The 13,000-nt window shown below is 62.7% G+C and carries 13 protein-coding genes; 10 read left to right on the top strand and 3 right to left on the bottom strand.

Annotated elements, in window-relative coordinates; all coding sequences use genetic code 11:
* Window positions 1-10: 10 nt before the first annotated feature.
* Together ACSBPU_RS11595 and ACSBPU_RS11590 are read left to right on the top strand one after the other, a co-directional pair.
* Window positions 11-811 (top strand): ferritin-like domain-containing protein, encoded by an 801-nt coding sequence (locus ACSBPU_RS11595; RefSeq protein WP_442592291.1) that lies wholly within the window; start codon window positions 11-13, stop codon window positions 809-811.
* The gene (locus ACSBPU_RS11590) at window positions 792-2,177 is read left to right on the top strand and encodes an L-serine ammonia-lyase (protein ID WP_442592290.1); all 1,386 of its coding nucleotides are present in this window, start codon (window positions 792-794) and stop codon (window positions 2,175-2,177) included. Before ACSBPU_RS11595 ends, ACSBPU_RS11590 begins: the two co-directional genes overlap by 20 nt.
* On the opposite strand, the gene ACSBPU_RS11585 is transcribed toward ACSBPU_RS11590, so the two are convergent.
* Window positions 2,158-3,210, bottom strand: coding sequence for an anti-sigma factor domain-containing protein (locus ACSBPU_RS11585; RefSeq protein ID WP_442592289.1), 1,053 nt, complete (start codon window positions 3,208-3,210; stop codon window positions 2,158-2,160). The two genes, ACSBPU_RS11590 and ACSBPU_RS11585, sit on opposite strands and share 20 nt — an antisense overlap.
* Window positions 3,207-3,734, bottom strand: a complete 528-nt coding sequence (locus ACSBPU_RS11580; RefSeq protein WP_180071337.1) for a sigma-70 family RNA polymerase sigma factor — start codon at window positions 3,732-3,734, stop codon at window positions 3,207-3,209. Before ACSBPU_RS11580 ends, ACSBPU_RS11585 begins: the two co-directional genes overlap by 4 nt.
* A 108-nt stretch (window positions 3,735-3,842) precedes the next feature.
* Between ACSBPU_RS11580 and ACSBPU_RS11575 the strand changes: the two genes are divergently transcribed.
* From ACSBPU_RS11575 to sufT, 8 genes are all read left to right on the top strand, one after another.
* Complete coding sequence (locus ACSBPU_RS11575; RefSeq protein WP_442592288.1) at window positions 3,843-5,624, top strand: ABCB family ABC transporter ATP-binding protein/permease; 1,782 nt, start codon at window positions 3,843-3,845, stop codon at window positions 5,622-5,624.
* A gap of 164 nt (window positions 5,625-5,788) precedes the next feature.
* Entirely contained in the window at window positions 5,789-6,292 is a 504-nt protein-coding gene (locus ACSBPU_RS11570) for an SUF system Fe-S cluster assembly regulator (protein WP_180071339.1), read from the top strand.
* Window positions 6,289-7,752, top strand: coding sequence for a Fe-S cluster assembly protein SufB (gene sufB / locus ACSBPU_RS11565; RefSeq protein WP_180071340.1), 1,464 nt, complete (start codon window positions 6,289-6,291; stop codon window positions 7,750-7,752). The genes ACSBPU_RS11570 and sufB overlap by 4 nt, the downstream gene beginning before the upstream one ends.
* A gap of 12 nt (window positions 7,753-7,764) precedes the next feature.
* A complete protein-coding gene (gene sufC / locus ACSBPU_RS11560) occupies window positions 7,765-8,532 on the top strand; it encodes a Fe-S cluster assembly ATPase SufC (protein WP_180071341.1) in 768 nt (255 codons plus the stop codon).
* Entirely contained in the window at window positions 8,529-9,836 is a 1,308-nt protein-coding gene (sufD, locus tag ACSBPU_RS11555) for a Fe-S cluster assembly protein SufD (protein WP_442592287.1), read from the top strand. The genes sufC and sufD overlap by 4 nt, the downstream gene beginning before the upstream one ends.
* Window positions 9,833-11,083, top strand: coding sequence for a SufS family cysteine desulfurase (locus ACSBPU_RS11550; protein WP_442592286.1), 1,251 nt, complete (start codon window positions 9,833-9,835; stop codon window positions 11,081-11,083). Before sufD ends, ACSBPU_RS11550 begins: the two co-directional genes overlap by 4 nt.
* 1 nt (window position 11,084) lies before the next feature.
* Window positions 11,085-11,540 (top strand): Fe-S cluster assembly sulfur transfer protein SufU, encoded by a 456-nt coding sequence (gene sufU, locus ACSBPU_RS11545; protein ID WP_180071344.1) that lies wholly within the window; start codon window positions 11,085-11,087, stop codon window positions 11,538-11,540.
* A gap of 10 nt (window positions 11,541-11,550) precedes the next feature.
* Window positions 11,551-12,105 carry a putative Fe-S cluster assembly protein SufT gene (sufT, locus tag ACSBPU_RS11540; protein ID WP_442592285.1) on the top strand — a complete coding sequence of 185 codons (555 nt, stop codon included), beginning with the start codon at window positions 11,551-11,553 and terminating at the stop codon, window positions 12,103-12,105.
* A 33-nt stretch (window positions 12,106-12,138) separates the two neighbouring features.
* Here the strand turns inward: sufT and ACSBPU_RS11535 are convergent, their stop codons facing one another.
* Window positions 12,139-12,873 carry a response regulator transcription factor gene (locus ACSBPU_RS11535; RefSeq protein ID WP_442592284.1) on the bottom strand — a complete coding sequence of 245 codons (735 nt, stop codon included), beginning with the start codon at window positions 12,871-12,873 and terminating at the stop codon, window positions 12,139-12,141.
* Window positions 12,874-13,000: the final 127 nt, after the last annotated feature.

Genomic DNA, 13,000 nt, shown 5'->3' with positions numbered 1-13,000 from the left:
GAATCTCCCCATGCAAAACCATACCTTACGCAATCTTGCCCTGCAGGCCCTGCTGGCGGCCGATCCGCAATGCAAAGTCCAGGCCGTCGCCCGGCTGTCCGATAACGGGCCGATTGGCGAAGACGAGGTCCTGGCGTGCCGGAACGGCGTGCCGGGGCGCCCGGCCCGGCCGCAACTGGTGGAACCGCAGAAGGTCAAGACACGTTCCATGGGCAGCCCCGAGGGCAGGGCGGCCCTGATTCATTCACTCGCTCATATCGAGTTCAACGCGATCAACCTGGCCCTGGACATCCTCTGGCGTTTTCCGAGCATGCCCGCGCAGTTTTATCTCGATTGGGCCCGGGTCGCCCGCGAGGAGGCCCACCACTACAGCTTATTGAGTTCGCATCTGACCGACCTGGGCTATGCCTACGGCGACATGCCGGCGCATGACGGCCTGTGGGAAATGGCGGAGCGCACGCGCAACGACCTTCTTGCGCGATTGGCGCTCGTGCCTCGCACGCTGGAGGCGCGCGGCCTGGACGCGTCGCCCCTGGTGAGGAACAAGCTGGCCGGCGTCGGCGATCATGCCGGGGCGCGCATCATCGATATCATCCTCAGGGACGAAATCGGTCATGTATCCATCGGCAATCGCTGGTATCGTTATCTATGCGAGCAGCGCGGCCTGGATCCCCTGGCTGAATTCCAGCATCTGGCTGCCGCATATCGGGCGCCGCGCCTGCGCGGGCCGTTCAATCTCGAGGCGCGGCGCGCCGCGGGATTCACGGAGGACGAACTACAGGTGCTTCAACATGACACTCTCGGTATTTGACATCTTCAAGGTCGGCATCGGGCCGTCCAGTTCTCATACGGTCGGGCCGATGCGGGCCGCACGCAATTTCGTTCGCAATCTGCGCGACAGGAAGCTGCTCGACCGGACCGCGTCCCTGTCGATCGATCTATATGGCTCGCTCGCCGAAACGGGCAGAGGCCACGCCACGGATGTCGGCATCATGCTGGGGCTGATGGGCCACGCGCCCGATACTGTCGAGCCCTCCGGGATCGGCCCGCTCATTGCCGGTGTCCGCAGAACCGGCAGCCTGTCCGTCGCGGGCGTGCATCCCATCGCGTTCAATCCAGAGCGCGCCTTCTCGTACCGCATACGTCCTCTGTCCGAGCATCCGAACGGCATGCGGTTTCGCGCATTCGCCGACGACGGCGGCGAACTGAGCGCTGAACGCTACGTGTCGATCGGAGGGGGCTTCATCCGGGCGCTGGACACCATTGAAACCGACGAAAGCACGCCGCAGCACGATCCCATGCCTTACCCTTTCTCCACGGGCAAGGGGCTGCTGCAGCTTTGCGCAAGCAGCGGCTTGTCGATCGCGGACATCATGCGGGCGAACGAGGCCGTGCTCGCGCCTATCGAGCAGGTCCGGGAACGCCTGCTCATGATTGCGGGTGTCATGAATGCCTGCATAGACCGCGGCTGCGGACTGGACAACGATCAGGCCGATGCGCCATTGCCCGGCGGGCTGAAGGTTCGGCGGCGAGCACCGGCGCTGTTTCGAGAGCTGCAACGCAGGAATGACGACAACGACGGCCTGCGCGCCATGGAATGGGTAAACCTGTACGCCATGGCGGTCAACGAGGAAAATGCGGCGGGCGGCCGCGTCGTGACGGCGCCCACCAATGGCGCCGCCGGCCTCGTGCCTGCCGTCCTGCGCTACTACCAGACCTTCATTCCGGCCTGGAGCGACGACGGCGTGGTCGATTATCTGCTTACGGCGGCAGCCGTCGGTTTTCTGTACAAAGAGAATGCTTCGATATCCGGTGCGGAAGTCGGTTGCCAGGGCGAAGTCGGCGTGGCCTGTTCGATGGCGGCGGCAGGGCTCGCCGCCGTCCTGGGCGGCACGCCCTGGCAGGTCGAGAATGCCGCTGAGATCGGCATGGAGCATAATCTGGGACTGACCTGCGATCCCATCGGCGGACTGGTGCAGATTCCCTGTATCGAACGCAACGCGATGGGCGCGGTAAAGGCCATCAACGCCGCCCGCCTGGCGCTGCAAGGCGACGGCACGCACCACGTTTCCCTGGATGCCGTCATTGAAACCATGCGCCAGACCGGTGCGGACATGCGCAGCAAATACAAGGAAACCTCGCGGGGCGGGCTGGCCGTTAACGTGGTGGTGTGTTGACGGCCGCCGGCGCGGCGCCCAGCGCCACGACGCGGCCTATATAAAGAACAGGTCCGGACGGGTCGGCTGCCCGTGACCCGCCTTGTGGTTCCAGCGTCATTTCGAAAATTTGCCCCGCGCTCACGGAGCCCATCAATTCGGCGGGCACCGTGACCGGCCGGTTCGGATCGATGAGGCCAAGGGATCGAGGTTGAGGCATGCTTGCCGTGTGCGTCCAGAGCTGCACGGAGGCGTCGGGCGGCACGTCGGTATTGGCCTGAGGAACCATGTGGACGTTTTGCTGGTGATCGATCGTAACGACCCAGGCGGGGGTCGAGCTATGCCCTGGCGCCTGCAGTACGGCCGCCTGGGTCGGCGCAACTTCGAGTATGGTCACCGGCGGCGCGGAGGGCTTGGCCGGCGCCAGGCCGAGCGCCAGCGCAATGCCTGCAAAGACCACGGTGCTCAGGCGCCAGAACCAGATGTTGCCGTCTTTCTTCGTGCGTCCGGCATCGCCGGTGCGTTCCGGGATGTCCCGGGGCGGGCTCTGGGCCGGCGCCGAAGAGGATGCCGGCTTCGCGGCCATGGCAGCGGCCGTCGCGGCGGCAAGATCGGGCGCGGTCCGAGCGCTGCCCATGGAGGCTGCCGCCGCGGTGGCAATGGGCACGGTTGCCGTGACGGCCGCTGCGGACATCGCGGGCGCTTCCGGCGGCTGGACGGGAGCGGTGGCCGGCGCCGGCGCTTGCGAAACGGGAGCTGAGGGCGCCGCGTGGCGGGACGGCGCGCCGGCTACCCTGCGATACAGGGCGGACGGCGGCGGTGTGGTGTCGTGTCCAAGGCTTGTTTGTATGCGTTGCAAGACGAGGGGAGATGGATCCACCGGCGCCAGAAGGTCGGTAAGCGCCAAAAGGCTTTCTTCCCAGCCGAGCGCGGTCGCGACGGCGTCGTCGCTTTGCCCGAGCAGCGCATGCGCCTGCTGCGTTTCACGCGCATTCAGCAAGCCCAGCGTGTATTCGGCGAGCAGGATGTCGTTCTGAGGCGTGGTGTTGCTCATGCGTACTGACGCTCCCGCAACGAAGTCAGGCCGGCCTGCAGCGATTGCCTGATGCTGCTTGCCGGCGTGTTCAGGCGGGCTTGCATCTGCTCGTAGGTGCACCCATGAAAATAGGCAAGCATCATGGCGCGCCGTTGCGTGGCATCCAATGCGGCCAGCGCGCGTGAGAAGTCGTCGTCTGATTCGCGAAGCTGGTCGTCGCCGGGCAGTTGATCCATCCAGCCGGGCGAAGAATTGCGAACCGGGCCCGGCTGGCGCAGCCTGCCCAGGGCGCGGTAGCGGACGATGCTGTATATCCAGGCGCGCGCCGGCCCGGTGGCGGGATCGTAGCTGGCGGCGTTTTTCCAGATCAGCACGAAGGCGTCGCGAAGAAGGTCTTCGGCGCTGCTGCGTTCGCCCAGCATCTTGAGGGCGAGCGCGAGAATGCGCGGCGCCTCGTGTTGGTACAGATTGCGAAAAGCACTTTGATCGTTGCGCGCGCAGGCCTGAAGCGCTGCCGCGTAATCGAAGTCGGATACTGCCATGCCTGCTCCAGACTACACCCGGTGAAAGGCATATTGTATTAGCTGTTTCCTTGCGCGGAGCTGTCTTTGTGACAAGGTTGATCTTCCTGCCGCAAAGTACAATGCGGCATGAGACCAAGCTATCGCGGCACCGCACCTTCCAATCGCAACGACCTGAAGACCATCAAGTCTTTGCTGCCTTTCGTATGGCAGTTCAAATGGAGGGTGATCGCGGCGCTGACCTGTCTGGTCGCCGCCAAAGTGGCCAGTGTCATATTGCCGCTGTATCTGAAGCGTATCGTCGACGCGCTGAGCCTGCCCGGCACTTTGCTTATCCTGCCTATTGCCGCGCTATTGGGCTACGGCTTCGCCCGTCTGGCGACGAGTGTGTTCGGAGAATTGCGCGATGCGCTGTTTGCTCGGGTCACGCAGGGCTCGATCCGAAGAATCGCGGCGCAATTGTTCCAGCATCTGTTCGCATTGTCGCTGCGCTTTCATATGCAGCGACAGACTGGCGGCCTGAGCCGCGATATCGAGCGCGGCACCAAGGGAATCGGGTTTCTGCTCAACTTCATGGTCTTCAACATTTTGCCGACCTTGCTCGAAATCGGCATGGTGGCGGCTATTTTGCTGTGGCGCTACGACCTGCCCTTCGCCATCGTCACCCTTGGCACCATTGCGTGCTACGTTGCCTTCACCTTGCTGGTCACTGAACGGCGCATGGTGTATCGGCGCAGCATGAATGACCTGGACAGCAAGGCCAACAGCAAGGCGATCGACGCGCTCATCAACTACGAGACCGTCAAGTACTTTGGAAACGAGGGGTGGGAGGTCGACCGCTACGACCGCAACCTGGGCAAGTGGGTCGACTCGGCCGTCAAGAACCAAGTCTCGTTGAGCTTTCTGAACATGGGGCAGGGGGTCATCATCACGGTGGGCATCACCTTGCTGCTGTGGCTGTCGGCGAGCGGCGTCGTGAAGCAAACCATGTCGGTGGGCGACGTGGTGCTGGTGTCGGCCTACCTGACCCAGCTCTACGCGCCTCTCAATTTCCTGGGTTTTGTGTATCGCGAGATCAAGCATGCGCTGGCCGACATGGAGCGCATGTTCACCCTCATGGACGAGGGGCAGGAGGTGGCCGACAGGCCGGATGCCCGTCGCTTGAAAACCAGCCAGGCCAGCGTCGAGTTCGAGCATGTCGACTTCGGCTATGAACCGCGGCGGCAAATCCTTTTCGACGTCAGCTTCCGCATTCCCCCCGGCGGAACGCTGGCGGTGGTGGGTGCTTCGGGCGCCGGCAAGTCGACCCTGTCGCGCTTGATGTTCCGCTTCTACGACGTCGACGGCGGCGTGATCAAGATCAATGGCACGGACGTGCGCGACTGGACCCAGGCCAGCTTGCGCCAGCACATCGGCATCGTTCCGCAGGACACCGTGCTGTTCAACGACACGATTCTATACAACATCGCCTATGGAAATCCCGCCGCGACGCAGGAAGAGATCGTGCAGGCGGCCAAGGCCGCGCGCATCCACGAATTCATCGTGGGTCTTCCCGACCAGTACCAGACCCAGGTCGGCGAACGCGGCCTGAAGCTGTCGGGCGGCGAGAAGCAACGCGTGGCCATCGCCCGTACACTGCTGAAGAATCCGCCCATACTCGTCTTCGACGAAGCCACCAGCGCACTCGATACGCGAACGGAACGCGCCATTCAGGAAGAGCTCGGCCAGATCGCCAGGGACCGCACGACGCTGATCATCGCGCATCGGCTTTCGACTGTCGTGGACGCGGACCAGATTATCGTGCTCGACCAGGGCCGGGTGCTGGAGGCCGGCTCGCATCGCGAGCTGATGCAGCGGGACGGACGCTATGCGCAGATGTGGGCCTTGCAGCAGGCCGGCATTGATGGATGAGGGTCCAGACCCCGTCGGGGTCCGACCCGATGCTGTGGTTTTGGCGCGTGTCTTGAGGGGTCAGACCCCGTACGGGGTCTGACCCCAGCTTGATCCGACCCCGGCTTGACCTATATAGTACCAAAGTAGTACTATATGCTTATTGTTCGAATGGAGGCGGCCGGGTGCTGCGCATCAGCAAAATCATCGATTACGGCACGTTGGTGCTGACCCATATGGCAGGGTGCCCAGACCGCGTGTTCAGCGCGGCCGACTTGGCGGCGACCCTGGGTCTGGGCCAGCCTACCGTCAGTAAGATTCTCAAGCTGCTGGGTCAGCGCGAACTGGTGAAAAGCAGTCGGGGCGCGCGGGGCGGATACATGCTCGGCCGTCCGGCCGAATCGATCAGTATCGCCGACATTATAGACGCTCTTGAAGAACAGCCTTTCGGCTTGACCGAATGCACCGCTTTGCCGGGCGCCTGTAGTGTCGAATCGGGCTGTCATATCCGCACGAATTGGCAGCGCATCAATGCCATCGTCAGGCGAACGCTCGAGGACGTCAGCATTGCCGACATGATAGTGCCCGCAGCCACCCCCATCGAATTTTCTCTGAATACGCGACCGGCGTCCGGAACGAACGCCAGAGCCGTCGCGGCTTCCCCCACGACATGGAGTCATCGTAAATGAATTCTTTGACCGAACCAGCAGGCGCAGACCCGATCGAGTCTTTCCTCGATCGCGAGTATTCCGCTGGGTTCGTCACCGATATTGAATCGGTCACCATACCCAAGGGTCTGTCTGAAGACACGATTCGTCTTTTGTCGGCCAAGAAAGGCGAGCCCGAGTTCATGCTCGAGTGGCGGCTGGCGGCGTACCGCCACTGGCTGACCATGAAGACGCCGGAATGGGCGCAGGTCCATTTCCCTCCTGTCGACTTCCAGGACATCAGCTATTATTCCGCGCCCAAAAGCAAGGCCGATGGCCCCAAGAGCCTGGACGAGGTCGATCCGGAGCTCTTGCGCACCTACGAAAAGCTGGGCGTTCCCTTGCACGAGCGCGCGCGTCTTGCCGGCGTCGCGGTCGACGCCGTTTTTGATTCGGTTTCGGTCGCCACGACTTTCCGCAAGCAGCTTGCCGAGGTCGGCGTCATTTTCTGTTCGTTCTCGGAAGCGGTCAAAGAGCATCCGGATCTTGTGCGCAAGTATCTTGGCACGGTGGTGCCCCCGGGCGACAATTTCTATGCCGCATTGAATTCCGCTGTTTTCTCCGACGGGTCCTTCGTCTTCATTCCGAAGGGCGTGCGATGTCCCATGGAGCTGTCCACGTACTTCCGCATCAATGCGCAAAATACCGGTCAGTTCGAACGCACGCTCATCATTGCCGAAGAAGGCGCGTCCGTCAGCTATCTGGAAGGCTGTACGGCGCCCATGCGCGATGAAAACCAGCTCCACGCCGCCGTGGTCGAGCTGGTCGCGCTGGATGATGCCAAGATCAAGTACTCGACGGTACAGAACTGGTATCCGGGCGACAAGGACGGCAAGGGCGGCATCTATAACTTCGTGACCAAGCGCGGCGACTGCCGTGGCGCGCGTTCGCGTATTTCCTGGACCCAGGTCGAGACCGGCTCGGCCATCACCTGGAAGTACCCCAGCGTCATCCTGCGCGGCGACGATTCCATCGGCGAGTTCTACTCGGTGGCGCTCAGCAATCACATGCAGCAGGCCGATACCGGCACGAAAATGATACACATCGGGCGCAACACCCGCAGCACGATCATTTCCAAAGGCATCTCGGCCGGACGGGGCAGCAACGCCTACCGCGGGCTCGTGCGCATCACGCCCAAGGCCGAGAACGCGCGCAACTACACGCAGTGCGACTCGCTGCTGATCGGCAGCAAGTGCGCCGCCCATACCTTCCCGACGATGGAAGTCCAGAACCCGACGGCCAGTGTCGAGCACGAAGCCACTGCGTCCCGCATCGGCGAAGACCAGCTCTTTTATGCGATGCAGCGCGGTCTGTCGGCCGAAGACGCCGTCTCGATGATCGTGAACGGGTTCTGCAAGGAAGTTTTCAAGGAATTGCCCATGGAATTTGCGGTCGAAGCACAGAATCTGCTCGGCGTAAGTCTGGAAGGCAGCGTAGGTTAAGGAGAAGTAGTCATGCTGAGTATCAAGGATTTGCACGCCCGAGTCGAACAGAAGCCCATTTTGCGCGGCCTCAACCTGGAAGTGAAGGCCGGCGAGGTGCACGCCATCATGGGTCCGAACGGTTCGGGCAAGAGCACCTTGTCGCAGGTGCTGGCCGGACGTGAAGATTATGTCGTCGAAAGCGGTTCGGTGGAGTGGATGGGGCAGGACCTGCTGTCCATGCCCATCGAGGAGCGCGCGCGTGCGGGGCTTTTCCTGGCCTTTCAATATCCCATCGAGATCCCGGGCGTGTCCAACGCCTATTTCCTGCGCACCGCTGTCAATGCGGCGCGGCGCCACCAAGGCCTCCCCGAGCTGGACGCCATGGATTTCATCAAGCGCGTCAAAGAGGAAATGAAAGCGGTCGGAATGAAGGAAGAATTCCTGTACCGATCCGTCAATGAGGGCTTTTCCGGCGGCGAGAAAAAGCGCAATGAAGTGCTTCAAATGACCTTGCTCGAACCAAAGCTGGCAATTCTCGACGAAACCGACTCCGGACTGGACATCGACGCGCTGAAGGTCGTGGCCGATGGCGTGAACCGCTTGCGTTCCCCGGACCGCGCCTTGATCGTCATTACCCACTACCAGCGCCTGCTCGACTACATCGTTCCGGATTTCGTGCACGTGCTGGCCGGCGGCCGCATCGTCCGTTCGGGTGGGCGCGAATTGGCGCTCGAACTCGAAGAGCGCGGCTACGGATGGGTTGGCGAAGGCGCAGCCGGGAAAGGGGCTGCAGCATGAGTTCCATAGATACCTGGGTATCCGATTTTGCCGCGCGCGAGCAAAGCCTGACGGGTGCCGGCGTGCCCTGGCTTGCCGCCATGCGCAAGCGCGCCCTGGATCGTTTCGCCGAAGAAGGCTGGCCTACGACCCGGCTGGAAGACTGGCACCATACTTCGCTGGCCTTGCTGGAGCAGCAATCCTTTGCGGCGGCGCAGCCGGCGTCCGTCAAAGAGACCGTGGCGCGATCGCGCCAGACGGAAGACAGCCATTGCATGGTTTTCGTCGACGGACGCTATGTGCCGGAGCTTTCCGACATCAAGGCGCTGCCCGCCGGGGCCGAACTGCTCAGCCTGTCCCAGGCGTTGGCGGACGCGCCAGATCTGGTCGAAGTCCTGTTCGGCGACGAGCAGCGCGGCAGCGCCACCGAGGCGCTGAATACCGCTTTCGTGTCCGATGGCGCCTTCATCCGGCTGGGCCGCGGCGTGTCGATCGAACAGCCGGTGCATCTGCTGTTCATTTCCGCCAGCGCCGGCGCGGCCAGCTTTCCGCGCAATCTGATACAGGCCGAGGCGGGATCCCACGCAATCATCGTCGAGCACTATGTGGGGCAGGGCAGCGGCGCGAGCCTGACCAATGCCGTTACCCGGCTGAAGCTGGCGGCGGATGCCAATGTCACGCATTTGAAGCTCCAGCAGGAAGACCCCCAGGCATTCCACCTTGGGGTCATCGATGCGGAACAGGACAAGGGTTCGGTCTATAACTCGCACTCCATGTCGTTCGGTGCGCGCCTTGCGCGCCACGACATCGCGACGCGTTTCAATGGCGATCATTGCGAAACGCTGCTCAACGGCCTGTACTATGTCGACGGGCGCCGCCATGTCGACCACCACACGGTCATCGACCATGCGCGTCCCTTCGGCGTCAGCCGCGAGTTCTTCCGCGGCGTGCTGGATGACAACGCGCGCGGCGTGTTCGGCGGACGCATACTGGTTGCGCCAGGGGCCGACAAGACCGACGCCGTCCAGCGCTCCGACAGCCTGCTGCTGTCGCGCATGGCAAAGGCGGATGCCCGTCCCGAACTCGAAATCTATGCCGACGACGTGAAGTGCGCGCATGGCGCGACTGTCGGCCAGATCAATGCGGACAGCTTGTTCTACCTGCGTTCCCGCGGCCTGGATGAGGCGCATGCGCGGCACGTCCTGACCTATGCTTTCGCCGCCGAGGCCGTGCATCGCATCGAGCCCGAGTTCCTGCGCCAGCGCGTGGTTGCCGCGATCCAGTCGCTGGTTCCCGGTGGCGCCGCCCTGGGAGACTTTTCATGAACGCGCCCGCCGCCGCTTCCGTACCCGTCCTGCTGGACGTGCGCGACGATTTCCCCATCCTGCAGCACCCCGTCAAGGGCCGCAGGCTGGTGTACCTGGACAATGGCGCGACCACGCAGAAGCCCGCCGCGGTCATCGAGGCGGAAACCCGCTATTACGAGCGGTCGAACGCCAACATCCATCGCGGGGTCCATTGGCTCTCGCAGCATTCGACCGACCTGTACGAACAGGGCCGCCAAAGCGTGCGCCAGCTATTGAACGCCGCCCGTCCCGAAGAGATCGTCTTCACGCGCGGGACGACCGAAGGCATCAACCTGGTCGCCCATAGCTGGGCGCGCGGCGCCATCGGGGAAGGCGATGAAATCGTGCTGACCGGCATGGAGCATCACTCCAATATCGTTCCGTGGCAAATGCTGTGCGAGCAGGTGGGGGCCTCCATCAAGGTGGTACCGGTCACCGACAGCGGCGAGATTCGTCTTGAAGACTACCGCGCCTTGCTGGGACCGCGCACGCGACTGGTGGCGATCGCTCATGTCTCCAATGCCCTGGGCACGATCAATCCCGTTCAGGAAATGACGCGCCTGGCCCACGAAGCCGGCGCCAAGGTGCTCGTGGACGGCGCGCAGGCGGTGGCGCACAAGGTGGTCGACGTACAGGCGCTCGATTGCGACTTCTACGTTTTCTCCGGCCATAAGCTGTATGGCCCTACCGGTATAGGCGCCTTGTACGCCCGCTACGACATCCTCAAGGACATGCCGCCCTGGCAGGGCGGCGGCGACATGATCCATACGGTCAGCTTCGAACGCAGCACCTATGCCGATGTGCCGCAGCGCTTCGAGGCGGGCACGCCCAACATCGCGGGCGTGGTCGGCATGGATGCCGCCATCCGCTACGTGCAGGGCGTCGGCCTGGAGGCCATCGCCGACCACGAACACATCCTGCTCGAGCACGCCACGGAAGGGCTGCAGGCCTTGCCCGGTGTGAGGTTGATCGGTACCGCCGGACAAAAGGCCGGGATCGCGTCTTTCGTGGTTGCCGGTATTCATCCGCACGACCTGGGCACCATACTCGACACCGAAGGCGTCGCCATACGCGCCGGGCACCATTGCGCCATGCCGCTCATGACGCGCTTTGGCATACCCGGCACCGCGCGGGCCTCGTTCGCCGCGTATAACACGCTGGACGACGTGGCGGCCTTGATCGACGCCCTGCGCAAGGCGCAGAAATTGTTTGGAACAGGAAGGTAGGATGAGCGATCAGCACAGCGACCTGCGCGAGCTTTACCAAGAAGTCATCTTCGACCACAACCGCAATCCGCGCAACTTCCATGCTATGCCGGATGCCAGCCATACGGCCGACGGCCATAACCCCTTGTGCGGCGACCAGCTTACCGTCTATGCCATCGTCAAGGACGGCGTGGTGGAGCAGGCAAGCTTCGTGGGGCATGGATGCGCCATCTCCACGGCGTCGGCGTCGCTCATGACCGAAGCCGTCAAGGGCAAGCCCGTGGACGAGGTCGAATCCCTGTTTCGCGACATGCATGCGATGCTTACGGAAGCCCACCCCGAAGCGCGGGATTTCGGCAAGCTGGAAGTACTTTCCGGCGTGCGCGAATTCCCCGCCCGGGTGAAGTGCGCGACGCTTGCCTGGCATACGCTGCACAATGCAATCACCCGGGCCCGCGATACCGCGCGCACCGAGTAAGAGGTTCATCATGAGTTATACGCGACAAGACGTCATCGTCAGCCGGGATTGCCCGGCGGTGTCGGTTCCATACGGATCGCCGGTGACGATCGAAAAAGGCTGCGAAGCCACCATCACGCAGCAACTGGGCGGCAGCTACACCGTCATGGTCGAGGGAAACCTGTATCGGGTCGAAGGCGTGGATGGCGATGCGCTGGGATTCGAACCGACCGACGAGGTCAATCACGCACCGGAAGGTCCGGTCACGGCCCAGTACGTCGAAGACTGCGCGTGGAGCCTGCTTGCCACCTGCTACGATCCTGAAATCCCCATCGATATCGTCAACCTGGGCCTGGTCTACAGCTGCAAGGTATTGCCCGCCGCAGACGACCGGTTTCGCATCGAGGTCCAGATGACGCTCACGGCACCGGGCTGCGGCATGGGCACACTGATCGCCGACGAGGCGCGTGGAAAGCTGCAGTCCATCCATGGTGTGGATGAAGTCAAAGTCGATCTGGTGTGGGATCCGCCCTGGAGCCGTGAAATGATCAGCGAGCCTGCACGCCTGCAATTGGGTTTGTTGTAGATCCGGCGGGGGCAGCCCCTGGCCGGATCCCGGTCATGCGTCGTGGGGCGCGCCTTGTATCGAAGGCCAGCCCAGTGTTGCGCCTCGCGAGACGGCGGCATAGACCGCGGCGTTCCGGTTGTGGACGTCTAGGCGCTGATAAAGCGTTTCGGTATGTGCTTTGGCGGTGGCCACTGAAATATTCAGGTAGCGCCCCACGGTTTTCATGGGATACCCGCGGGCCAGCAGCACGAGAACCTCGTATTGGCGCGGTGTGAGGCCGAGCATCTCGCACTCCGGGTTGCTGCCGTTGACCACTTTGTTTTTTCTTTCGTTTTCGGGCGGCCATTTCACTGGTTCGAAGTTCTTCACCAATGGAAGGCTCATCTGCTGGCCGGCGTCCGGAGCACGCATGGGAAAGCAGCTGCCGCCGGCCAGCACCAGCTTCACGGACGCTTGCAGGACCTCGGGCGGGGCGTTCTTGGGCACATAGCCGGCGACCGAAGCGGGCAGGCCCTGTACGCTATGAGGCATGCTGCTGCTGTCGGAGAGCAGCAAGATGCTTTTGGGCGAACATATCCTTTCGGCGGCGTGGGCGAGTTCATGGAGGCTCTCGAATGACGAGATGGACAGAAGGATGAGTTCGCAGTTGCGCTGTGTGCTGGTTTCCCGTGTCAGAAGCGAGTAGTCAGCGCCTTCCAGCGTGCAGGAGCAAGACCCATCGGAAAGCAGTTGCAGTATGCCCAAGCGCAGCAATGGATGCGGCTCGATGACAATTATTGTGGTCATTCTTTATTCTTCCCTGTTCGACGTTCGCTTTGTGGGCGATGCCGAGCGCGGACCGAATGTCTGGATCTGTGTGGTAAATGCTTGCCCTTCACCGTTGCAACAGGGCAAAACAAATATCAGCGTGGTC

It is taken from the genome of Parapusillimonas sp. JC17 (assembly GCF_052180245.1).
GTDB lineage: Bacteria > Pseudomonadota > Gammaproteobacteria > Burkholderiales > Burkholderiaceae_B > Parapusillimonas.
Note: the sequence above shows the minus strand (reverse complement) of the source record. Positions and strands in the feature narration are given on the sequence as shown.

Coding starts and splice junctions, on each gene's coding strand:
- ACSBPU_RS11595 (WP_442592291.1), top strand. CDS start 11: ATGCAAAACCATACCTTACGCAATCTTGCCCTGCAGGCCCTGCTGGCG.
- ACSBPU_RS11590 (WP_442592290.1), top strand. CDS start 792: ATGACACTCTCGGTATTTGACATCTTCAAGGTCGGCATCGGGCCGTCC.
- ACSBPU_RS11585 (WP_442592289.1), bottom strand. CDS start 3,210: ATGAGCAACACCACGCCTCAGAACGACATCCTGCTCGCCGAATACACG.
- ACSBPU_RS11580 (WP_180071337.1), bottom strand. CDS start 3,734: ATGGCAGTATCCGACTTCGATTACGCGGCAGCGCTTCAGGCCTGCGCG.
- ACSBPU_RS11575 (WP_442592288.1), top strand. CDS start 3,843: ATGAGACCAAGCTATCGCGGCACCGCACCTTCCAATCGCAACGACCTG.
- sufB (WP_180071340.1), top strand. CDS start 6,289: ATGAATTCTTTGACCGAACCAGCAGGCGCAGACCCGATCGAGTCTTTC.
- sufC (WP_180071341.1), top strand. CDS start 7,765: ATGCTGAGTATCAAGGATTTGCACGCCCGAGTCGAACAGAAGCCCATT.
- sufD (WP_442592287.1), top strand. CDS start 8,529: ATGAGTTCCATAGATACCTGGGTATCCGATTTTGCCGCGCGCGAGCAA.
- ACSBPU_RS11550 (WP_442592286.1), top strand. CDS start 9,833: ATGAACGCGCCCGCCGCCGCTTCCGTACCCGTCCTGCTGGACGTGCGC.
- sufU (WP_180071344.1), top strand. CDS start 11,085: ATGAGCGATCAGCACAGCGACCTGCGCGAGCTTTACCAAGAAGTCATC.
- sufT (WP_442592285.1), top strand. CDS start 11,551: ATGAGTTATACGCGACAAGACGTCATCGTCAGCCGGGATTGCCCGGCG.
- ACSBPU_RS11535 (WP_442592284.1), bottom strand. CDS start 12,873: ATGACCACAATAATTGTCATCGAGCCGCATCCATTGCTGCGCTTGGGC.